Origin of the sequence: Pseudomonas sp. TWR2-1-1, assembly GCF_049897045.1 — a bacterium.
Classification (GTDB): Bacteria; Pseudomonadota; Gammaproteobacteria; order Pseudomonadales; family Pseudomonadaceae; genus Aquipseudomonas; species Aquipseudomonas versuta.
Window position 1 is genome coordinate 625,211 of the sequence record NZ_JAFCVM010000003.1, and the last position, 22,151, is coordinate 647,361.

A 22,151-nucleotide genomic window follows, 5' to 3' on the forward strand; every position below is an offset into this window, starting at 1 on the left:
GTGTAGGCCAATGCCCGTTTTAAAATGCCACGCAAAATGGATGGAAGCCTGGCTTGCAAGCGATGCAGGCAAGCCAGGCTCCTGCAGGAGATATTCAGCGTTCTGTCGACTGCACTCCCTTGACCGACTGGCAAAACCCCGCCCCTGAAGAGCCAAGTGTTCCTTTATGGGGCACCCCACCCCTCGATGCTCCCTTCTGTAACACCCGCCTCGACACACCCGCCCTGCCGGCTGAGCACTGCAAATCGGCAAGCTGTCAAGAACCGGACCCACCGCTTAATTGCAGGATGCAAGAAAACCCGGCACACGAATTGCTAATTAAATATCGTATACGAAATCCTTAATTCGTTATTCAACAGCCCCCCCATTGCGAGGCCTCTATGAAAAACCCCGTATTTGCCGTAGCCCTCAGCGCTGTTATCAGTAGTTCATTTATCGCCACCGCCCATGCCGACAAGCTCGATGACATCATTGGCTCGGGCAAACTGCGCTGTGCCGTGACCCTGGACTTCCCGCCCATGGGCTCGCGTGATGAAGCCAACAAGCCGGTAGGCTTTGACGTGGACTACTGCAACGATCTGGCGAAGGTACTCGGTGTCGATGCTGAAATCGTCGAAACCCCCTTTCCCGACCGTATCCCGGCGCTGGTCTCCGGGCGGGCCGACATCATCGTGGCCTCCACTTCCGACACCCTGGAACGGGCGAAAACCGTCGGCCTGAGCATCCCTTACTTTGCCTTCCAGATGGTGGTGCTGACCCGCGACGACACCGGGATCAACAGCTTCGCCGATCTCAAGGGCAAGGCCCTGGGCAATACCAGCGGCACCTATGAAGCCATAGCCCTGGAAAAAGACGTGAAGAACTGGGGCAGCGGCTCGTTCCGTGCTTATCAGTCGCAAAACGACACCCTGCTGGCCGTTGCCCAGGGCCATATTGAAGCCACTGTCGTCACCAACACCGTCGCCGCAGCCACCCTAAAATCGGGCAAATACAAGAATCTGAAAGTCGCCGGCAACGCGCCATACGTGGTCGATTACGTGTCCCTGGGCGCCAAGCGCAACGAGTACGGCCTGCTCAATTACCTCAACCTGTTCGTCAACCAGCAGGTACGCACCGGCCGTTACAAAGAACTGTGGGTGAAGTGGGTCGGCACCGAGATTCCACCGGCGAACCTGACCGTACCTGACGTTTACTACTGAGGTCGGCCAGCATGTCGAGGATCACTTCTCTTAACGGCCGCAGCCTGATCAGCGGCGCGGCCCAGGGCCCGCTGTTGTTCGCCGATATGGGGCTGAGCTTCTGGGGCGGGGTCAACCCGTTCACCGGTGAGGTGATTGACCGTCACCACCCCCTCAGTGGCCAATTGCTCAGCGGCCGGATACTGGCGATTCCCAGTGGTCGCGGCTCCTGTACCGGCAGCAGTGTGCTGATGGAGCTGATCAGCAATGGCCATGCCCCCGCCGCACTGGTGCTGGCTGAAGCCGATGAGATTCTGACCCTTGGCGTGCTGGTGGCCCGGACCCTGTTCGAGCGCTCCCTGCCGGTACTGTGCATCGGCAAGGAAGCCTTTGCCGGCTTACGGGCAGGGGCATTTGCCCGGGTCGAGGGACCCCGTGTCAGCCTGTTCGATACTCCACCGGACGATGGCTGGTCGCCACCGACCAACGAGGCACCAAGCGAAGAACCGGACTCATCCATCACCCTGACCCGGCATGACCGCGCCCTGCTCGACGGCCAACATGGCAAGGCCGCTCAGGTGGCCATGCAGATTGTGCTGCGCATGGCACAGTTACAGGGCGCGCAGCAGCTGCTGGACATTACTCAGGCGCATATCGACGGCTGCATTTATACCGGGCCTGCCAGTCTGCGCTTCGCCCGACAACTGGTGGACTGGGGCGCGAAAGTCCGCGTGCCCACCACCCTCAACTCGATTTCTGTAGACCAGCGCCGCTGGCGCGAATTGGGGGTCGACCCGGCTCTCGGTGTACCCGCCAGCGCCCTGGGCGATGCTTATATGGCCATGGGGGCACACTTGAGTTTCACCTGTGCGCCCTACCTGCTCGACAGCGCGCCCAAAGCCGGCGAACACATTGTGTGGGCCGAATCCAATGCGGTGGTGTACGCCAACAGCGTGCTCGGCGCACGCACCCTCAAATACCCCGACTATCTGGACATTTGCATCGCCCTCACCGGCCGTGCGCCGCTGATTGGCTGCCACCTGGAGGATCAGCGTAAAGCCCGGCTGCAAGTCGAGCTGCCAGCCATGGACGCGCTGGACGATGCTTTCTACCCGTTGCTCGGTTATCACATCGGCGCCCTGGCCGGCACCCGAATCCCTCTGGTCTGCGGGCTGGAGCGCTACCAGCCGGATCTGGACGACCTCAAGGCGTTCGGTGCGGCCTTTGCCACCACCTCAGCCGCCCCGCTGTTTCATATCGCTGGGATCACCCCCGAGGCACTGGACCCGACACAAGTGCTGGATGGCCCGGTGCCGGTGATGACCATCACTCTGGAGGATCTGCTACACAGCTGGCATGAACTCAACAGTGCCAGCGATCCCGGGGTAGATGTGGTGTCTCTGGGCAATCCACACTTCTCCCTCAGCGAGTTCGCGCGCTTGGCACGCCTGTGCCAAGGGCGGCACAAACACCCCGACGTAGTCATGGCCATCACCTGTGGCCGCGCGGTGCTGGAGCAGGCCCGTGTAGCCGGGCATATCGCGGTCATCGAAGCGTTCGGCGCGACCCTGGTCAGCGATACCTGTTGGTGCATGCTGGGTGAACCGGTGATTCCGTGCGCGGCCACCACCCTGATGACCAATTCAGGCAAGTACGCCCACTACGCACCGGGGCTGGTGGGGCGCAAGGTGCATTTCGCCAGCCTCGCCGAATGCGTGAATGCCGCCTGCTGCGCCAGGGCCGACGGCGGTCTGCCGCAATGGCTGCAAGCGTCAGCCGCACTGGAGAGCCCCGCCCATGTTTGATTACACCTTTCAATGGCGCTCAGCCCTGCGCGCCTTGCCGGACATGCTGGCCGGGGCCCTGGTCACCTTTGAGACCGCAGCGCTGTCGATGATCTTCGGGGTGTTGATCGCCCTCGCGCTGACAGTGATGCGCGAAACCAAAAACCCGCTGTTGCGCGGCATTGGCAACGGCTGGGTCTCCATTGCCCGCAACACCCCGTCGCTGTTCCAGATTTATGTCCTGTACTTCGGGCTCGGCTCACTCGGCCTGCATGTCAGCTCATGGATCGCGCTGCTGGCCGGGATCACCTTCAACAATGCCGGTTACCTGGCAGAAAACTTTCGCGGCGGTCTCAAGGCCGTGCCCCAGACCCAGGTACGTGCTGCACGCTCGCTGGGCATGAGTGCCTTCCAGACCTACCGCATGATCGTGGTCCCGCAGCTGTTGCGCATCGTGTTCTACCCGCTGACCAATCAGATGGTGTGGGCGGTCCTGATGACTTCGCTGGGGGTGATCGTCGGGCTGAACAACGACCTCACCGGCGTCACCCAGGACTACAACGTCAAAACCTTCCGCACCTTCGAGTATTTCGCCATTGCCGCGGTGCTGTATTACCTGATTGCCAAGGCGATCGTTGCGGCAGCCCGGCTGATGGCCTGGCGTCTGTTCCGTTACTGAGGACGTGAGCATGTTTTCCACCAGTTTTACCTGGAACGATTTTTTATTCTTGCTGCAAGGGGCCTGGGTCACACTGCAATTGACCACTTGGGCAATCCTGCTGGGCACCCTCGCCGGATTGCTGTTCGGCCTGCTGCGGGCACTGCTGCCAAGGGCCAGCCTGCCGTTGGCCTGGGTCCTTGATGTGTTTCGCAGCGTGCCGTTGCTGATCCAGTTTGTGCTGTTCAACTCGCTCAAGAGCATCGTCGGCCTGAACATCAGCGCCTTCAGTGTCGGCTGCATTGTGCTGGGGGTGTATGCCGCCGCGTACTTCACCGAGATTGTGCGCAGCGGTGTCCTGGCGGTGCCGTTCACCACGCGCCGGGCCAGCCGCTCGCTGGGCCTCAGCTATTGGCAGGACCTGCGCTACATCGTGCTGCCGATCGCCACGCGGGTCGCCTTCCCCGGCTGGCTCAACCTGGTGCTCAGTGTGATGAAAGACACCGCACTGGTGATGTGGATCGGCATCGTTGAACTGCTGCGCGCCTCGCAAACCATCGTTACCCGCATCCAGGAACCGATGCTGGTGTTGTGCATCGCGGGTCTTATCTATTACGTCATGAGCCTGGTGGTCGCCCGCCTTGGCGCTCGTGTGGAAAGAAGGTGGCAAGAAAATGATTGAGATCGACAACGTCTACAAATCCTTCGGCGATCTTGAAGTGGTCAAGGGCGTCAGCCTGACGGTCAACAAGGGCGAAGTGGTTTCGATTATCGGCGGCTCCGGCTCCGGCAAGTCGACCCTGCTGATGTGCATCAACGGCCTGGAACCGATCCAGAAAGGCAATATCCGGGTGGACGGGATTGAGGTCCACGACAAGGCCACCGACCTCAACCGGCTGCGGCAGAAAATCGGCATTGTGTTCCAGCAATGGAATGCCTTCCCGCATTTGACCGTGCTGGAGAATGTGATGCTGGCCCCGCGCAAGGTACTGGGCAAAAGCAAGGCTGAGGCCGAGGCCCTGGCGGTGCAGCAACTGACCCATGTCGGGCTCGGCGACAAGCTCAAAACCTTCCCCGGCAAGTTGTCCGGCGGCCAGCAACAGCGCATGGCCATCGCCCGCGCCCTGGCCATGTCCCCGGATTACATGCTGTTTGACGAAGCCACCTCGGCCCTCGACCCGCAGTTGGTCGGCGAGGTTCTGGACACCATGCGCATGCTGGCCGAAGACGGCATGACCATGGTCCTGGTGACACACGAAATCCGCTTTGCCCGTGATGTATCGGACCGGGTGGCGTTCTTTCGCAATGGCCTGGTGCACGAGATCGGCTCCCCCGATCAAGTCATCGGTAACCCGCTGCATGCAGAAACCGCAGCCTTCCTCAAATCGGTCAAATAGGAGCAAACCATGCGCTCATCCAAAGTCATTCATGTGGTCAGCTGTCACGCCGAGGGAGAAGTCGGCGACGTGATTGTCGGCGGCGTTGCACCACCGCCCGGGGCCACGGTCTGGGAGCAGTCACGCTGGATCGCCGAAGATCAGGCATTGCGCAATTTTGTCCTCAACGAGCCCCGTGGCGGTGTGTTCCGCCACGTCAACCTGCTGGTCCCGGCCAAAGACCCGCGGGCGCAAATGGCCTGGATCATCATGGAACCCGCCGACACCCCGCCGATGTCCGGGTCCAACTCGATCTGCGTGTCTACCGTGTTGCTCGACAGCGGTATTTTGCCCATGACCGAGCCGCAGACCCGGCTGGTCCTGGAAGCCCCGGGGGGGCTGATCGAAGCCGTGGCCGATTGCCGCGACGGCAAGGTTGAACGGGTCGAAATCAAAAACGTGCCCTCCTTCGCCGACCGTCTGGATGCCTGGATCGAAGTCCCGGGGCTGGGTTCGATCAAGGTCGACACCGCTTATGGAGGGGACAGTTTCGCCATCGCCGATGCCCGGGAACTGGGCTTCTCTATTACTGCGGACGAAGCCGCAGACCTGGTGGCGGTCGGGTTGAAAATCACCCATGCGGCCAATGAACAATTGGGCTTCGTGCATCCACTGAACCCGGACTGGTCGCATATCTCCTTTTGCCAGATCGCCGCGCCCGTGGTGTACGAAAAAGGCATCGCCAGCGGCGCCAACGCCGTGGTCATCCGCCCCGGCAAAATCGACCGCTCGCCCTGCGGCACCGGGTGCTCGGCACGCATGGCGGTGCTGCAGGCCAAAGGGCTGCTGCAAGTCGGGGAGCGATTTATCGGACGCTCGATCATCGGTTCCGAATTTCATTGCCGCATTGACTCAATGACCGAAGTCGCCGGACGCGCGGCCATCTACCCGTGCATTTCCGGGAGGGCCTGGATTACCGGCACCCACCAGCACCTGCTCGACCCGGGCGACCCGTGGCCGCAAGGGTATCGCCTGTCGGATACCTGGCCGGGGGCATAACCACTTACCCCTGTCCCTGTAGGAGCGAGCTTGCTCGCGATCTTTTAAGGCTCGCGAGCAAGCTCGCTCCTACAGAAAGCAGAAGGCAGAAAGCACTGGCCGAGCACTGGCATTTAAAATATCGTATACGAAATACAATTAATACAACCGGAGGCAACAACAATGAGCAAGCGCATAAACTGGAGTGGTGTCTTCCCCGCGGTGACCACTCAATTCAACGATGACTTCACGATCAACCTGGACAAGACCCATCAGGTGATTTCCAACGTGATCCGTGACGGCGTGTCCGGTCTGGTGGTGTGCGGTTCGGTGGGTGAAAACACCTCGTTGACCGCTGAAGAAAAAATCGCCGTCACCGAGGTCGCGGTTGCTGCCTCCGGCGGGCGGGTACCGGTGATCTGCGGCGTGGCCGAGTTCACCAGTGTGCAGGCGGCCAAAGTGGCCAATGCGGTGCGCAAGGTCGGGGTCGACGGCGTGATGTTGATGCCGGCGCTGGTCTATGGCTCTAAACCGTTCGAAACCGCCGAGCATTACCGCTACGTGGCCAAAAACGCCGACATCCCGCTGATGGTGTACAACAACCCGCCAATCTACAAAAACGATGTGACCCCGGAAATTCTCATCTCCCTGTCCGACTGCGACAACGTGGTGTGCTTCAAGGACTCATCCGGAGATACCCGCCGCTTTATCGACATCCGCAATCAGGTCGGCGACCGCTTTGTGTTGTTCGCCGGCCTCGACGACGTGGTGCTGGAAAGCCTGGCCGTGGGTGCCGAAGGCTGGGTATCGGGCATGTCCAACGTCTTCCCCAAGGAAGGCGAGACCATATTCCGCCTGGCCAAGGCCGGTCGTTTTGCCGAAGCCATGCCGATCTATGAGTGGCTGATGCCGATCCTGCACCTGGATGCCCGGGCCGATCTGGTGCAATGCATCAAGTTGTGCGAAGCCATTGCCGGTCGCGGTAGCGCCCTGACCCGTCCGCCACGCCTGGCCCTGCCTCAGGCTGATCGTGAGTATGTGGAACAGATCATGGCCAAGGCCCTGGCCAACCGTCCGCATCTGCCTGACGTCGGTCTTTGAGTGATTGCCGGGCGGCTCTGACTGCCCGCCCGGCTACCTGTCTTCGCGCACCTACAGGAAGTGCCAGCATGTCGACTCAATCCTCTCACGCAACCACTACCCCTTCGGGACTCAAACGTGTCGTGGCCGCAGCAATGGCCGGTACGGTCGCCGAATGGTATGAATTTTTCCTTTATGGCACCGCCTCGGCACTGGTTTTCGGCCAGTTGTTTTTCCGCCAGACCGACAGCCCGATCGACGGCATCATTGCCGCCTTTGCCCTGTATGCCGTCGGCTTTCTTGCCCGCCCCCTGGGGGGCCTGGTGTTCGGTCACTACGGCGACAAGTTCGGGCGTAAACGCCTGCTGCAACTGAGCCTGGTGGTGGTCGGTATCACCACCTTCCTGATGGGCTGCCTGCCGGGCTTCGATACCATCGGTTACGCCGCACCGGTATTGCTGGTGGTGCTGCGCCTGATCCAGGGCTTCGCCTTTGGCGGGGAATGGGGCGGTGCCATTCTGCTGGTTTCGGAGCACTGCCCGGACAACCGGCGGGGCTTTTGGGCCAGCTGGCCACAGGCAGGGGTTCCCGCTGGCAACCTGGTGGCGACCGTGGCGCTGCTGTTGTTGTCGACCTCACTCTCGGAGGAGCAATTCCTCGCCTGGGGCTGGCGTGTAGCGTTCTGGTTCTCGGCGGTGGTGGTGCTGATTGGTTACTGGATTCGCACCAGCGTCGACGACGCCCCCATTTTCAAAGAAGCCCAGGCCCGCCAGGCACAGAACAAACAGCAGGAACTGGGGGTGATAGAGGTTCTGCGTCACCACTGGCGCTCGGTGCTGGTGGGCATCGGTGCACGGTTTGCAGAAAACATTCTGTACTACACCGTTGTCACCTTCTCGATCACCTATCTGAAACTGGTGGTGCACAAGGACACGACCGAGATTCTGTTTTTGATGTTCGGTGCCCACTTGCTGCACTTCTTCATGATCCCGCTGATGGGGTACCTGTCTGACCTGGTGGGGCGTAAACCGGTGTACCTGGTGGGGGCGGTGCTCACGGCGTTCTGGGGCTTTGTCGGTTTTCCGATGATGGACACCGGCAATAACTGGCTGATCATGGCGGCCATCACCCTGGGCCTGGCGATTGAGTCAATGACCTATGCGCCCTACTCGGCGTTGATGGCGGAGATGTTCCCGACCCATGTGCGCTATACCGCGCTTTCGCTGTGTTATCAGGTGGCTCCGATCTTCGCCGGCTCGCTGGCACCCCTGATCGCGATTACGTTGCTGAACAAGTACCACAGCTCGACACCGATCGCCTGGTACCTGGTCGGGGCGGCACTGATCTCGATTGTGGCCGTAGGCCTGACCCGTGAAACCCGGGGTAAGTCGCTGCATCAGGTGGATGCTGAGTCGGCAGCGCGCCTATCCGCGCTGGACGGCGCTGCTTGCACCACGCCCCGGCGTGGCGACTCGCTGGCCTGACCCCGACTAACCCAACGACCCCTGTGAACCTGTGAACTTGTGAACTTGTGAACTTGTGAACTGTAGGAGCGAGCTTGCTCGCGAGCTTTTTCATCGCAGCAACAAAAAGCTCGCGAGCAAGCTCGCTCCTACAGACAAGCTCGCTCCTACAGAGATTTGGGGTGATGGATCAGGATTTAAGCGCCAGCAGGTCGCGGTACAGGGCTTGCGGTATCTGTACCCCTTCCACCAGGCTTCGCGCCCGCGCTTCATAACGTCGTTGCGACGGTAAACGCGCACCCTGCCCTTCGATACTCGCAAACAGCACTTCGGCCCTGGCCAGGTGTTGCTCGGTAGCAGCCCCCAGAAAACGCTGCGGATCCAGCGCGATGATCAGTTCACCATGGTACGGCGACGACTTGCTGCCCGCGTCCCACGCCAGCGACTCGGCACTGGTCAGATCACCGATCAAGGGCCCGGCAATCAATTCCACCATCGCCGCCAGCGCCGAGCCTTTGTGCCCGCCGAATGTGAGCATCGCGCCCGAGTCCAGCACCACATTGGCATCAGTACTGGACCGACCCTGTGCATCAACCCCCCAGCCCTCGGGAATCGCTTTGCCCGCACGCCGGTGCAACTCGATGTCGCCACGGGCGATGGCGCTGGTGGCAAAGTCGAAGACAAACGGGTCCTTGCCCGCACGCGGCCAGCCGAAGGCAATCGGGTTGGTGCCGAATACCGGTACGCTGCCGCCCGCCGGCGCAACCCAGGCATGGCTCGGGTTACAAGCCAGCGCCACCAGACCGGCAGCGGTCAGTTGCTCGATCTCCACCCACAACGCGGAAAAATGCACACAGCGATTAATCGCCAGCGCAGCAATACCGTTGGTTCGAGTTTTTTCTTGCAGTAACCCCAGGCCCGCCTGGAACGCCAGCTGGGAAAAACCCCCTGCTGCGTCCACCCGCACTATAGAGGGTGCCTGATCGATTACCCGGGGTTCGGCATCGGCCGAGACCTTGCCCGCACGCAGCGAATTGACACAGCCCAACAGCCGATACAGGCCGTGGGAAGCGCAACCATCGCGCTCCCCGGCAAGCACGGTATCGCTCACCGCACGGGCATGGGCCGGGTTGAAACCGTTGTGCAACAGGATGGATTCGGCCAGCTCTCGGGCTTGGGCCAGGGACAGTCGGATCATGATCAGCTCCTTGAACAGACCGTCCAGACTGGCCCATTCAAGGTGCTGCGGGCTTGATTGCTTTAGGCTCCGGTCATGACGAATTCGGCACAGTCCGGCTCCATCGCCGCCAGGTCCCGGAAATGCCCGGAGATGGCCTCGATCAACGCACCATCGGTGACCGGGTCCAGGCCCGGATACGGCCGGCCGTTGTAGCTTGCGCTGTAGGTCAGCACCGCTTCGACACTGCCGCTGTCTTGATACAGGTTGCGCATCAACTGGCTTTCCTGATCCTTGCTGTCCGTGGATTGCAGCGCGTAGTGCAGAGCCAGGGCGCTGCCAAACTCCAGGGCGCTGCAGTTGATGCCATGTTTTTTGGCCAGATCGATACTGCGAAAAATCCGCTCGTTGCGCTGCAGTTTACGCAGCGGGTCACGGCCCACGCGGGTACAGGGATCCTTGAACGAGGTGTTGCAGCGCTCCAGAAATGTTTTCGAGAAGCTCTCGACCGCTTCAGCCATGTGCGGGTATTCGGCCACCAGTGCCGGGCCGACTTCCTGGCGAATCAATCGCTCGGCCAGTGCGCTGACCCGAGGATCGCCCATGGCCTGCCCCAGCCACGAATAGCCCAGGCGGCTGGCGTACCAGGCAATGATGGCGTGAGGGCCGTTCCACAACAGGTTTTTCATCACCTGGGTCAGGGTGATGTCGTCGACGGTCTTGACCTGGCGCAGACGCTCCAGCAGGTTGCTGCAGCGCTCGGCATACAACGGCATGTCCGACTCGCTGTTGAACAGGATCAGGTGCAACTGGCTGAGTGCATTGCTGGACTGGGCGAATGGCCGGAAACGGCTGATCAGCCGCTCGTATTCGGGCACTGGGGTTTTCGGGTTGGCCGTGGGAGCGGCCGTCTCGTCCGTCAGACTGTTCTGGAAAATCTTCGATTTGATGCGCAACTGGCGCACCAGCGATTCGTTGGACAGCTTGGAGACAATGCGACTGACCACGGTTTCTGCAAAGTGGGTGTTGTCCAGAATTTTCTGGCACATGTGCGGTGCAACCAGCCGTTCAAGCTGGGCTTGCACATGGCGGCGCACAAAGTCCGCGCCACCGACCTTGTTCAACACGATGAGAATCGTCAGTTCACGCCCGCGCCGCTCAAAGCGCCGGATCAAGCCCTTGGCAATCACGTCTGCCTGTTTGCGGATCGCGGTTTCCGGAAGGCTCAGCCCGACAATTTCAGCCACGTCGTACATGCGGATCACCTCTTCGGCGTCATCCATGTCGATCATTCTGAGGTTTTCAATGGTCTGGTCGAACGAGGTCGCACCATAGCGCACGCTGAAGCGGCCAAAGGCCTGGATGGTGTCGCGCAGCATCCGCGAACGGGTGGCCGCGATGATCTCGCAGGGCCGGGTGTAGCCATCCCAGTGGGAGAAAATCTGTGTCAGGTAGCCACCGCCCATGGCCCCGAAACCGTGGATGCCGACACTGAATTGATTGAGCGCCTGGGGGAAGCTCTCGTTCAGTTCGGGGGTGCCCAGGTCCGGCATGCATTCGTTCAGGTCGCCCAAAAACCCGTGCATGTTCTGATACGCCTTCAGCGCACCGGCTTTGACTTCGGCTGCTGGCGGCTTGATGTCTTCGATCAGGATCGGCTGGCCTTCGGCACGAATCGCCGACAACAGGCCGTTCTCGGAGTCTTCGAGCATCAGGCAATGATCCGGCAGGCAATTGAGCGCGCTGGCCGCCTTGAGGAAAATCTCGGGGTGAGGCTTGCCCTGCTCCACTTCATCACCGCAGACAGTGACGTCGAAGTACTTGAGCACGTTGGCATTGATCAGATATTCCTCGGCGATGGCACGGCGGCTCGAGGTGGCCACGGCCATGGTCAGGCCATACTTGCGCAAGCGCTCAAGCACTTCGAGCAAGCCGTCCTTGATCGGTACGCCATGATTGCGCACATGGGCCAGTTCCAGTTCATCGGCCCGCTGGCGGACTGCAGCGTAAGGGAAATCCTCACCATGATTGGCCTTGGCCAGCGCTTCGGCTTTTCGGGCACTCAGGCCCAATGACCCGATCAGGGTTTCTTCACTGAGCGGTGTGCCGTAAATCTCGAGAGCTGCCTGTTTGAGGGTCTTGAAACGCAGGCGTTCGGTGTCAAACATCGTGCCGTCCATATCGAAGATGGCACTGAAAATTCTTTTACCCTGGAAATAAATCATTGGTCGTGAGTCCTTGTAGCGCAGGCGTCCGGTCATGGCTGACTAAACGCTGTCGTGACCTGCAGCTGGCTGGCGCCAGGGGTGTCGGGTCAGAAAATGAGGGGATCAGATAAAAAAGCCGGGCAACAGCACATGCCGTTAAAAACGGATGCAGACGCGCCTGGACGGCGAACGATCAGAAAAAATCTGGAGGGGGGACGTAGCAGTGGCGCCAGTCGGCGCAGCTGGCTGGCAAACAACGGGGTGGAACGAAGCGTGCAAAGAGGCGGGAGACAAACCCTGTCGCTGCAATGCTGCAGCCTTTGACGTGAGGCCCACACTGCGCAATCAGGGATGCGTAATGTGAGCCGGACTGGCGATTGATACGTGTGATTCCATCCATAGGGAGCTGTAATTTCCTGTAATACGATTGGATACCCTTTTAGCTATAACGTACTTGGAGGCTCTAAATCAAGGTTTGATCCTGGTTTGATCATCTGTAACGAAGGCCACGATAAGGTCCACGGGACCTTCACCGGGCCACCCGTAGCAGCTGGCGAGTAAAACGAGACTGCGTCCGCGTGGTACGGCACTACGACGTAGCCGTCGTAAATTCATGCCCTCGGCTCTTCATATACACCGTGGACTGTGGATTACGATCGCTTCGCAATCGGACGTAGCCTTCGGCAACTGCTACGAAAAATGAGCATTTCCCGTAGTCGCTGCCCCAGGGTTAACCCTGGCGGTTCAACTGTTCTATCAGCACCTTGTTGAACGCCGCCGGATCTTCCATTTGCGGGGCGTGGCCCATGCCCGGAAACTCGATCAACGTCGCCCCTGGAATCCGCTCGGCGGTCTGCTTGCCCAGCACTTTGTAGTGACCGATTCTGGCCTTCACCTGCGGCGAAGCAATATCGCTGCCGATGGCCGTGGTGTCGGCATCGCCGATCAACAATACGGTAGGGACCTTGAGATCCGGCAGTTCGTAAAATACCGGCTGGGTGAAAATCATGTCGTAGATCAACGCCGAGTTCCACGCCACCCGTTTGTGCCCCGGGCCTTTGTTCAGCCCCGCCAGCATGTCCACCCAACGGTCGTATTCAGGCTTCCAGTGCCCGGCGTAATAGGTGCTTTGCTCGTACTGGCGAATACCTTCGGCGCTGAGTTTGAGCTCGCGCTCGTACCATTGGTCAACGCTGCGCCATGGCACGCCGAGGGCTTTCCAGTCCTCCAGGCCGATCGGGTTGACCAGTACCAGTTTTTCCGTTTGAGGCGCGTACTGCAATGCATAGCGAGTGCCGAGCATGCCACCGGTGGAGTGCCCGATGATGCTGGCCTTGTCCACCCCAAGGCTGTCGAGCAAGGCATGGGTATTGGCTGACAACTGCTGAAAGCTGTATTGATAACTGGCCGGTTTGCTCGATGTACAAAACCCGATCTGGTCCGGCGCCACGACGCGATAACCTGCCGCGCTCAGGGCCTTGATACTGTCACCCCAGGTCGCCGCGCAGAAATTTTTGCCGTGCAACAGCACCGCCGTATGGCCATTGGCAGGACCCGTTGGGGCGACGTCCATGTAGCCCATCTGCAGGGCCTGGCCCTGGGACTCAAAGTTGAAGTGATGCAGCGGGTACGGGTACTCGAAGCCTTGCAGTTGCTCGCCGTAAACCGGGCCGGGAGCGGAAGGCGCCGCCATCGCCAGCAACGGCAAGCTGCAGGCCAGAGCCAGGCATGAGCGTCGAAAAAAGGGCATGCGCAGTTCCTCAAAAGTCGGGAGCCTCACATTGCACTATTAACCCATGGTTAAGTAGCGTCTGTATGATGGCGCGCTTGAGAAAAGGCCTTGGTCTCAAGCCCGCCCATCATTCAGGAGCTTTGCATGAACATGCTTCACCGGACTTTCAACGAGGGAGAGTCCGCACCGCGGTTCACGCTCAACTTGCTGACCCTTGGCCTGTTGCTGTCCAGCGCAATACCGGTGGCACAAGCGGCCAACACCGAACTGCCGGCGACGTCAGTGACCGCCGAAGACAACACCGGCTACCAGGCCGACAGCGCCTGGGTTGGCGGCTTTGAAGCGGCACCCCTGCTCGATACCCCGGCAGCCATTTCAGTGTTTACCGATGCACTGATCAAGGATCAGCAAGCCCGCCTGCTCAGCGATGTGTTGAAAAATGACGCGTCGGTGGGTGAAAGCTATGCACCGGTTGGCTACTACGAAAACTTCGTGGTGCGCGGGTTCTCGTTGAATTCGGCCAGCAGCTACAAGATCAATGGCCGCACCATCACCGGTGAGCAAAACGTCGGCCTGGAAAACAAACAGCAGGTGGAATTGCTCAAGGGCCTTTCCGGCCTGCAAAGCGGCGTCTCCGAACCCGGCGGCGTGGTCAATTACGTGACCAAGCGCGCGGCGGATGTACGCTCGGTCACGGTCTCCACCGATGACCGCGGCAGCGGTTACCTGGCCACCGACGTGGGGGGCTGGTTCGGCAGCGAACAGCAGTTCGGACTGCGCGCCAACTTCGCCCACGAAGACCTGCACTCCTACGTCGAACATGCCAATGGCCAGCGTGATTTCGCCTCTGTGGCCTTCGACTGGAACATCAGCCCCGATGCCCTGCTGCAACTGGATGTGGAGTATCAGAACAAGGAGCAGCGTTCGGTACCGGGCTATCAATTGCTCGGCGGTACCGAGTTGCCGCACCACGCCTCGCCAAAGAAACTGCTGGCCCACCAGAGCGGCTCCAAACCGGTGACCATTGATTCGCTGAACATCAACGGCAACTTTGAATACCGCTTCACGGACAACTGGAAAGGCAGCCTGAGCGCCTCGCGCAGCAAAGTGGTGATCGATGATTACAGCTCGTTTGCCTGGGGCGGCTGCACAGTCGGCTGCGCAACGCCTGATGTCGGCAACTACTTCAGCCCTGAGGGCAACTACGACATTTATGACTTCCGCAGCCCCGACGACACCCGGCGCAATGATGAGGTGCAGGCAGCGCTCAGCGGCCAGTTTGATACGGGCGCAACCGGTCATGAACTGACAGTGGGTACCAGCGCATTTCGCCGCGTGGTGGATAACCGCACCGCGATCAATGAATGGATCGGCAGCGGCAACATCGACAGCGAGCCTGAAGATTTTGCCCGCTATGATGGCCCGCTGAACGACAGCCATCGCCGCCTCGACAGCCGCCAGTACGGGCTGTTCTTCAATGACCGGATCAGCTTCAACGAGCAATGGCAGACCGTGCTCGGTGGCCGTGAAGTGCGTCTGGACGAACGCACCTTCGACGATCAGGGCGACACCGGCCGCCACACCCGGCGCTATGAATTCCTGCCCCAGGCTGCCCTGATCTACAAGCCGGTATCCAACCTGTCGCTGTACACCCGCTACAGCAAGGGCTTGTCGCTGGGTGGCACGGCCCCGTGGTTTGCCAGTAATGCTTTTGAAATCCTTGCGCCCACTGTGTCACGGCAAATTGAAGCAGGTATCAAGTACGACTGGCGACGTATCAGCCTGAGCGCCACGCTGTACCAGATCCGTCAGGCCTACCAATACTCGCGCCCCAATGACGACGGCACGTTCACCTACGTGCAGCAAGGCGAACAGAAAAACACCGGCCTGGAACTGGCGGCCAACGGTTGGGCCAGCGAGCGCTTGCAGATTTCAGCCAGTGTGGCGGCGATCCGTTCGCGGGTCACCGGTAGTGGCACAGCGGAGTATGAAGGCCATCAAACCATCAATGTGCCTACCCTGCGTGCCAGCCTTTATGGCGATTACGCCCTGCCCTGGGTCGATGGCCTGGCCGTGCTCGGCGGCGTGCAATACAGCGGCAAAAAATACGCCAGCCAACAGGGCGGTGTGCAGGCCGCCAGTTACGCCATCTTCAATATCGGCAGCCGTTACAGCACCCGTATCGAGGGTTATGACACCGTGTTCCGGCTGACTGTCGACAACCTGTTCGACAAGCGCTATTGGCGCGATGTGGGCGAGTACATGGGCGACAACTACCTGTTCCAGGGCGCGCCGCTGACCGCACGCCTGAGTGCTTCGATCAATTTCTGACAGAACCCCTGACTGTAGGAGCGAGCTTGCTCGCGAGCCCTTAAAAAGCTCGCGAGCAAGCTCGCTCCTACAGGGAATGCATGCCCATGAGGAAGAATTTAATTGATAGCACCCTAACAAAAGGCGCAAGCTAGAGGGCTTGGTCACACTTTGTATCATTCCGAATGATATTGATCTTCGCTGGGTTCGATTCGTTCCTCAGCCCTCGCGCCAGCATTATCCGCCCATCTCAATAGATTGGCGGACTCCCCCCATGGAACAGTCACTTAAACATTTGCGCTTCCCACTCGCGGCCCTGGCCATCGTGGTGATGAGCGCATGCGGCAAAACTCCACAAGCGACTGCTCCTGCTCCCGCTGCCAAAGTCAGTGTGGCCAAAGTGCTTGAACAGCCAGTCAATGAATGGGACGAGTTCACCGGGCGCCTTGAAGCACCAGAAACCGTTGAAATTCGTCCGCGCGTGTCGGGCCAGATTGATCAGGTCGCCTTTACTGAGGGCGCCCTGGTGAAAAAGGGCGACCTGTTGTTCCAGATCGATCCGCGCCCGTTCCAGGCCGAAGTTCGACGTCTTGAAGCCGAGGTGCAACAGGCCCGCGCCACCGCTACCCGCACCGACAACGAAGCCCAGCGTGGCGAACGCCTGCGCCAGAGCAATGCGATTTCCGCAGAACTGGCCGACTCGCGCACCACCGCCTCCCAGGCCGCCCGCGCCGGTGTCTCGGCCATTCAGGCACAACTTGACCTGGCCAGGCTCAACCTCAGCTTCACCCGCGTCACATCGCCAATCAGTGGCCGGGTCAGCCGTGCCGAAATCACCGCAGGCAACATCGTCACTGCTGATGTCACGCCCCTGACCAGTGTGGTCTCCACCGACAAGGTGTACGCCTATTTCGATGCTGACGAGCGCGTGTTCCTCAAATACGCCCAACTCGCCCGCCAGGGCCAGCGCGGTCAGAGCACCCCGGTTTACCTCGGCCTGTCCAACGAAGACGGCAACCCGCACCTGGGCCAGATGAACTTCGTCGACAACCAGGTCAACCCCAAGACCGGCACCATCCGCGGCCGTGCCGTGTTCGATAACGCCGACGGCAGCTTCACCCCGGGCCTGTATGCGCGTCTCAAGCTGGTCGGCAGCGGCACCTACGACGCGGTGTTGATCAATGACGAAGCGGTCGGCACTGACCTGGGTAAGAAGTTCGTGCTGGTAATGGACGGCGCCAATAACACCGCTTACCGCTCCGTTGACCTGGGACCGAAAATCGAAGGCCTGCGCATTGTTCGCAGCGGCCTGAACAAGGACGACACCATCATCGTCAAGGGCCTGCAACGGGTGCGCCCGGGCTCTGCAGTCACCCCTGAAGTGATTCCGATGGCCAGCGAACAGACCCTCGCCGCACTGGCACAACAACGACAAGCCCTGGAAGCCAGCAACCTGTCCCCTGCCAAGCCCGCCAATGGCGCGCCGAAGCTGGCCAGTGTCGCGACTCCTCGCGGTTAAGGGACGATAACTCCGATGAATTTTTCCCAGTTCTTCATTCAGCGGCCGATTTTCGCCGCCGTACTCTCCTTGCTGATTCTGATTGCGGGCAGCATTTCGCTGTTCCAGTTGCCCATCAGTGAATACCCCGAAGTGGTGCCGCCGACCGTTGTGGTCCGGGCCAACTTCCCGGGGGCCAACCCCAAAGTGATCGGCGAAACCGTCGCCGCGCCGCTGGAACAGGCGATTACCGGTGTCGAGAACATGCTGTACATGTCTTCTCAGTCCACCGCTGACGGCAAGATCACCCTTACCATCACCTTTGCCCTGGGCACCGACCTGGACAACGCTCAGGTGCAGGTGCAGAACCGTGTGACCCGTACCGAGCCCAAGCTTCCAGAAGAAGTGACGCGCATCGGGATCACGGTGGACAAGGCGTCGCCCGACCTGACCATGGTTGTGCACTTGACCTCGCCGGACCAGCGCTACGACATGCTGTACCTGTCCAACTACGCCATCCTCAACATCAAGGATGAGCTGGCCCGCCTGGGCGGGGTTGGTGATGTGCAGTTGTTCGGCATGGGCGATTACTCGTTGCGGGTGTGGCTCGATCCGAACAAGACCGCGTCGCGCAATCTGACGGCTACCGATGTGGTGAACGCGATCCGCGAGCAGAACCGTCAGGTGGCTGCCGGTGCCCTGGGCGCGCCCCCTGCCCCGAATGCCACCAGCTTCCAGCTCTCGGTTAATACCCAGGGCCGCCTGGTGTCCGAAGAAGAGTTCGAGAACATCATTATTCGCGCAGGCGATGACGGTGAAATCACTCGCCTCAAAGACATTGCCCGGGTTGAGCTGGGTTCCAGCCAGTACGCGCTGCGTTCCTTGCTGAACAACCAGCCTGCGGTGGCGATCCCGATTTTCCAGCGCCCGGGTTCGAACGCCATCGATATCTCCAATGAAGTTCGCGCCAAGATGGCCGAACTGAAGAAGAGCTTCCCGCAGGGCATGGACTTCAGCATCGTTTATGACCCGACGATCTTTGTTCGCGGCTCTATCGAGGCGGTGGTTCACACCCTGTTTGAAGCACTGATCCTCGTGGTGCTGGTGGTGATCCTGTTTCTGCAGACCTGGCGTGCCTCGATCATTCCGCTGGTGGCGGTGCCGGTATCGCTGATCGGTACCTTTGCCGTGATGCACATGTTCGGCTTCTCGCTCAACGCCCTGTCGCTGTTCGGGCTGGTGCTGGCGATCGGGATCGTGGTCGACGATGCGATTGTGGTGGTGGAAAACGTCGAACGAAATATCGGACTGGGCCTGACTCCGGTCGAAGCGACCAAGCGCGCCATGCGTGAAGTGACCGGCCCCATCATTGCCACGGCGCTGGTGCTGTGTGCGGTGTTTATCCCGGCCGCGTTCATCTCCGGGCTGACCGGGCAGTTCTACAAGCAGTTCGCCCTGACCATCGCGATTTCGACGGTGATCTCGGCCTTCAACTCGCTGACCCTGTCGCCAGCCCTTGCAGCGGTATTGCTCAAGAGCCACGACGCCCCGAAAGACCGCTTCTCCAAAGTGCTCGACAAGCTGTTCGGCGGCTGGCTGTTCCGCCCGTTCAACCGCTTCTTCGATCGTGCCAGCCATACCTATGTCGGCACCGTGGCGCGGGTGATCCGCAGCAGTGGCATTGCCCTGATCCTGTACGCAGGGTTGATGGTGCTGACCTTCTTCGGCTTCGCCAATACCCCGACCGGTTTCGTCCCCGGCCAGGACAAGCAATACCTGGTAGCCTTCGCGCAATTGCCGGATGCGGCCAGCCTGGACCGTACCGAAGACGTGATCAAACGCATGTCCGACCTGGCCCTGAAACAGCCCGGCGTTGAAAGTGCGGTAGCGTTCCCGGGGCTGTCGATCAATGGCTTCACCAACAGCCCTAACGCCGGCATCGTGTTCGTGACGCTTAAACCGTTCGACGAACGCAAAGACCCGAGCATGTCTGCCGGGGCCATTGCCGGCGCCCTGAACGGCAAGTTCAGCGGCATTGAAGAAGCCTATATGGCGATCTTCCCGCCGCCGCCGGTACAGGGCCTGGGGACCATCGGTGGTTTCCGCCTGCAACTCGAAGACCGGGGCAACCTGGGCTATGACGAGCTGTACAAAGAAACCATGAACATCATCAACAAAAGCCACAACGTGCCGGAACTGGCCGGGCTATTCACCAGCTACACGGTGAACGTGCCACAGGTCGATGCTGCCATCGACCGGGAAAAAGCCAAGACCCACGGCGTGGCCGTCAGCGACATCTTCGATACCCTGCAGATCTACCTGGGTTCGCTGTATGCCAACGACTTCAACCGCTTCGGCCGTACTTACCAGGTCAACGTTCAGGCCGAGCAGCAGTTCCGCCTGGAACCGGATCAGATCGGCCAGTTAAAAGTGCGTAACAACAAGGGCGAGATGATCCCGCTGGCCACCTTTATCAAGGTCAGCGACACCTCGGGCCCGGACCGGGTGATGCACTACAACGGCTTTATCACCGCTGAGATCAACGGTGCCGCGGCCCCCGGCTACAGCTCTGGCCAGGCCGAAAAAGCCATCGAAAAACTGCTCAAGGAAGAACTGCCCAACGGCATGACCTATGAATGGACCGACCTGACCTACCAGCAGATTCTGTCCGGCAATACTGCGCTGCTGGTGTTCCCGCTCTGCGTATTGCTGGCGTTCCTGGTCCTGGCGGCCCAGTACGAAAGCTGGAGCCTGCCGCTGGCGGTGATCCTGATCGTGCCCATGACCCTGTTGTCGGCCATTACCGGGGTGATCGCTACGGGGGGTGACAACAACATCTTCACCCAGATCGGATTGATCGTACTGGTGGGGCTGGCGTGCAAGAACGCGATTCTGATTGTCGAGTTTGCCAAGGACAAGCAAGAAGAAGGCATGAGCCCGCTGGATGCGGTGCTGGAAGCCTGCCGCCTGCGGTTGCGGCCGATCCTGATGACCTCCTTCGCGTTCATCATGGGTGTAGTGCCTCTGGTGTTCTCCAGCGGTGCCGGTGCTGAAATGCGCCACGCCATGGGTGTCGCGGTGTTCTCCGGGATGCTGGGGGTGACCTTCTTCGGCCTGCTGCTGACGCCGGTGTTTTATGTATTGATCCGCCGCTATGTGGAGCGCAGTGAAGCGCGCAAGGCGGCCAGGCATCTCAAGCTGGAGTCACAACAATGAGCCTGAAAGTCTTTATGCCAAGTCTGTTGGTGCTGGCCTTGAGTGCCTGCGCCGTTGGCCCGGACTACAAGACACCGGTAACGGCGCCGGCACAGATCAGTGCCGACTACCTCAAGGGTTTTGACCGGGCCCATTATGAAGGCATCTGGTGGCAGCAATTCGACGACCCGACTCTCAACCAGTTGGTGACTCAGTCGCTCAACGGTAACCGCGAGCTGCGCGTGGCTTTTGCCCGCCTGCGCGCGGCCCGGGCCATTCGTGATGACGTCAGTAACGACGCCATGCCGACCATTACCAGCCGTGCCAGCAGCGATCTGGGCAAAGGCCAGATACCGGGCCAGACCGAGAAGCGGGTCAACAGTGAGCGTTATGACCTGGGGCTGGATATGGCCTGGGAGATCGACCTGTTTGGCCGTATCCAGCGCGAGCTGGAAGCCAGCGACGCCGACGAGCAAGCCGCCGCGGCCGATTTGTACCAACTGCAAGTGACCATGATTGCCGAGCTGGTGGATGCCTATGGTGAACTGCGCGGCGCGCAACTGCGTGAGCGGATCGCCCTGGACAACCTGAAAAACCAGCAAGACTCCAAAGCCATCACCGAAAGCCTGCGCGATGCCGGGGTGGGTGACGAACTGGATGTCATGCGGGCTGACGCGCGTCTGGCCGCAGTTGAGGCCAGCGTGCCGCAACTGCAGGCCGAACAGGTACGCGAGCGCAATCGGATCGCCACGTTGCTGGGCCAGAGACCCGAGCAATTGAGCGTGGACTTGAGCCCTAAACAGCTCCCGGCCATTGCCAAGGCGCTGAATATCGGCAACCCCGGCGACCTGTTGCAGCGTCGACCGGACATCATGAGTGCCGAGCGCAAGCTGGCGGCCGCCACTGCCCGGATCGGCGTGGCCAAGGCAGATTTGTTCCCTCGGGTCAGCCTCAGCGGCTTCCTCGGTTTTACTGCCGGGCGTGGATCGCAGATCGGCTCGGCCGCGGCCAATGCCTGGGCACTGGGCCCGCGCATCACCTGGCCGGCGTTTGATCTGGGCAGCGTGCGGGCACGTTTACGCGGTGCGGACGCCGAGGCCGATGGCGCACTGGCCAGTTACGAGCAGCAAGTGCTGCTGGCGCTGGAGGAGTCAGAGAATGCCTTCAGCGACTACGGCAAACGTCAGCAGCGCCTGGTTTCGCTGATTCGTCAAAGCGAGTCCAGCCGCACGGCAGCGGACCTGGCGGCGATTCGCTACCGCGAAGGGACGGTGGATTTTCTGGTGTTGCTCGATGCCCAGCGCGAGCGTCTGGCGGCCGAAGACAGCCAGGCGCAGGCCGAGGTTGAGCTGTATCGCGGCGTAGTGGCTATTTACAAAGCCCTGGGCGGCGGCTGGCAGGCAGAGACCGTCGCCAGCGCCCATTGATTTAACAGCAGGTTCAAGAGCTCCTTTG

At 60.4% G+C, this 22,151-nt stretch carries 15 protein-coding genes; 12 read left to right on the forward strand and 3 right to left on the reverse strand.

Going from position 1 to position 22,151, the window contains the following annotated elements:
• Positions 1-380: 380 nt before the first annotated feature.
• The 8 genes from ACP7BO_RS10935 to abaF all read left to right on the forward strand — a co-directional run bounded on the left by ACP7BO_RS10935 (position 381) and on the right by abaF (position 8,598).
• Positions 381-1,199, forward strand: a complete 819-nt coding sequence (locus ACP7BO_RS10935) for a transporter substrate-binding domain-containing protein (RefSeq protein WP_426210278.1) — start codon at positions 381-383, stop codon at positions 1,197-1,199.
• A gap of 11 nt (positions 1,200-1,210) precedes the next feature.
• Complete coding sequence (locus tag ACP7BO_RS10940) at positions 1,211-2,983, forward strand: aconitase X (RefSeq protein WP_426210280.1); 1,773 nt, start codon at positions 1,211-1,213, stop codon at positions 2,981-2,983.
• Positions 2,976-3,641 carry an amino acid ABC transporter permease gene (locus tag ACP7BO_RS10945; RefSeq protein WP_426210282.1) on the forward strand — a complete coding sequence of 222 codons (666 nt, stop codon included), beginning with the start codon at positions 2,976-2,978 and terminating at the stop codon, positions 3,639-3,641. Before ACP7BO_RS10940 ends, ACP7BO_RS10945 begins: the two co-directional genes overlap by 8 nt.
• Before the next feature lie 10 nt (positions 3,642-3,651).
• Positions 3,652-4,302: an amino acid ABC transporter permease gene (locus ACP7BO_RS10950; RefSeq protein WP_426210284.1), complete on the forward strand. Its 651-nt coding sequence runs from the start codon at positions 3,652-3,654 to the stop codon at positions 4,300-4,302.
• Positions 4,295-5,017, forward strand: coding sequence for an amino acid ABC transporter ATP-binding protein (locus tag ACP7BO_RS10955; protein ID WP_426210286.1), 723 nt, complete (start codon positions 4,295-4,297; stop codon positions 5,015-5,017). The genes ACP7BO_RS10950 and ACP7BO_RS10955 overlap by 8 nt, the downstream gene beginning before the upstream one ends.
• 9 nt (positions 5,018-5,026) lie before the next feature.
• Positions 5,027-6,055: a trans-3-hydroxy-L-proline dehydratase gene (locus tag ACP7BO_RS10960; protein WP_426210288.1), complete on the forward strand. Its 1,029-nt coding sequence runs from the start codon at positions 5,027-5,029 to the stop codon at positions 6,053-6,055.
• A 162-nt stretch (positions 6,056-6,217) separates the two neighbouring features.
• Positions 6,218-7,135, forward strand: coding sequence for a dihydrodipicolinate synthase family protein (locus ACP7BO_RS10965; RefSeq protein WP_426210290.1), 918 nt, complete (start codon positions 6,218-6,220; stop codon positions 7,133-7,135).
• A gap of 68 nt (positions 7,136-7,203) precedes the next feature.
• A complete protein-coding gene (abaF, locus tag ACP7BO_RS10970; protein WP_426210292.1) occupies positions 7,204-8,598 on the forward strand; it encodes a fosfomycin efflux MFS transporter AbaF in 1,395 nt (464 codons plus the stop codon).
• 169 nt (positions 8,599-8,767) lie between these two features.
• Here abaF and ACP7BO_RS10975 read toward each other — a convergent pair whose 3' ends face one another.
• The 3 genes from ACP7BO_RS10975 to ACP7BO_RS10985 form a co-directional block, all read right to left on the reverse strand.
• Positions 8,768-9,775, reverse strand: coding sequence for an Ldh family oxidoreductase (locus tag ACP7BO_RS10975; protein WP_426210293.1), 1,008 nt, complete (start codon positions 9,773-9,775; stop codon positions 8,768-8,770).
• A 62-nt stretch (positions 9,776-9,837) separates the two neighbouring features.
• Positions 9,838-11,979: a bifunctional mannitol-1-phosphate dehydrogenase/phosphatase gene (gene mtlD / locus ACP7BO_RS10980; RefSeq protein ID WP_426210294.1), complete on the reverse strand. Its 2,142-nt coding sequence runs from the start codon at positions 11,977-11,979 to the stop codon at positions 9,838-9,840.
• Positions 11,980-12,691: 712 nt separating this feature from the next.
• Positions 12,692-13,654 carry an alpha/beta fold hydrolase gene (locus tag ACP7BO_RS10985; protein WP_426210370.1) on the reverse strand — a complete coding sequence of 321 codons (963 nt, stop codon included), beginning with the start codon at positions 13,652-13,654 and terminating at the stop codon, positions 12,692-12,694.
• 183 nt (positions 13,655-13,837) lie between these two features.
• Between ACP7BO_RS10985 and ACP7BO_RS10990 the strand changes: the two genes are divergently transcribed.
• The 4 genes from ACP7BO_RS10990 to ACP7BO_RS11005 all read left to right on the forward strand — a co-directional run bounded on the left by ACP7BO_RS10990 (position 13,838) and on the right by ACP7BO_RS11005 (position 22,123).
• Complete coding sequence (locus ACP7BO_RS10990) at positions 13,838-16,024, forward strand: TonB-dependent siderophore receptor (protein WP_397456664.1); 2,187 nt, start codon at positions 13,838-13,840, stop codon at positions 16,022-16,024.
• Between the two features lie 253 nt (positions 16,025-16,277).
• Complete coding sequence (mexE, locus tag ACP7BO_RS10995) at positions 16,278-17,522, forward strand: multidrug efflux RND transporter periplasmic adaptor subunit MexE (RefSeq protein ID WP_397456663.1); 1,245 nt, start codon at positions 16,278-16,280, stop codon at positions 17,520-17,522.
• Between the two features lie 15 nt (positions 17,523-17,537).
• Positions 17,538-20,717 (forward strand): efflux RND transporter permease subunit, encoded by a 3,180-nt coding sequence (locus ACP7BO_RS11000; protein ID WP_060692281.1) that lies wholly within the window; start codon positions 17,538-17,540, stop codon positions 20,715-20,717.
• Complete coding sequence (locus ACP7BO_RS11005) at positions 20,714-22,123, forward strand: efflux transporter outer membrane subunit (protein WP_426210297.1); 1,410 nt, start codon at positions 20,714-20,716, stop codon at positions 22,121-22,123. Before ACP7BO_RS11000 ends, ACP7BO_RS11005 begins: the two co-directional genes overlap by 4 nt.
• The last annotated feature ends 28 nt before the right edge of the window (positions 22,124-22,151 follow it).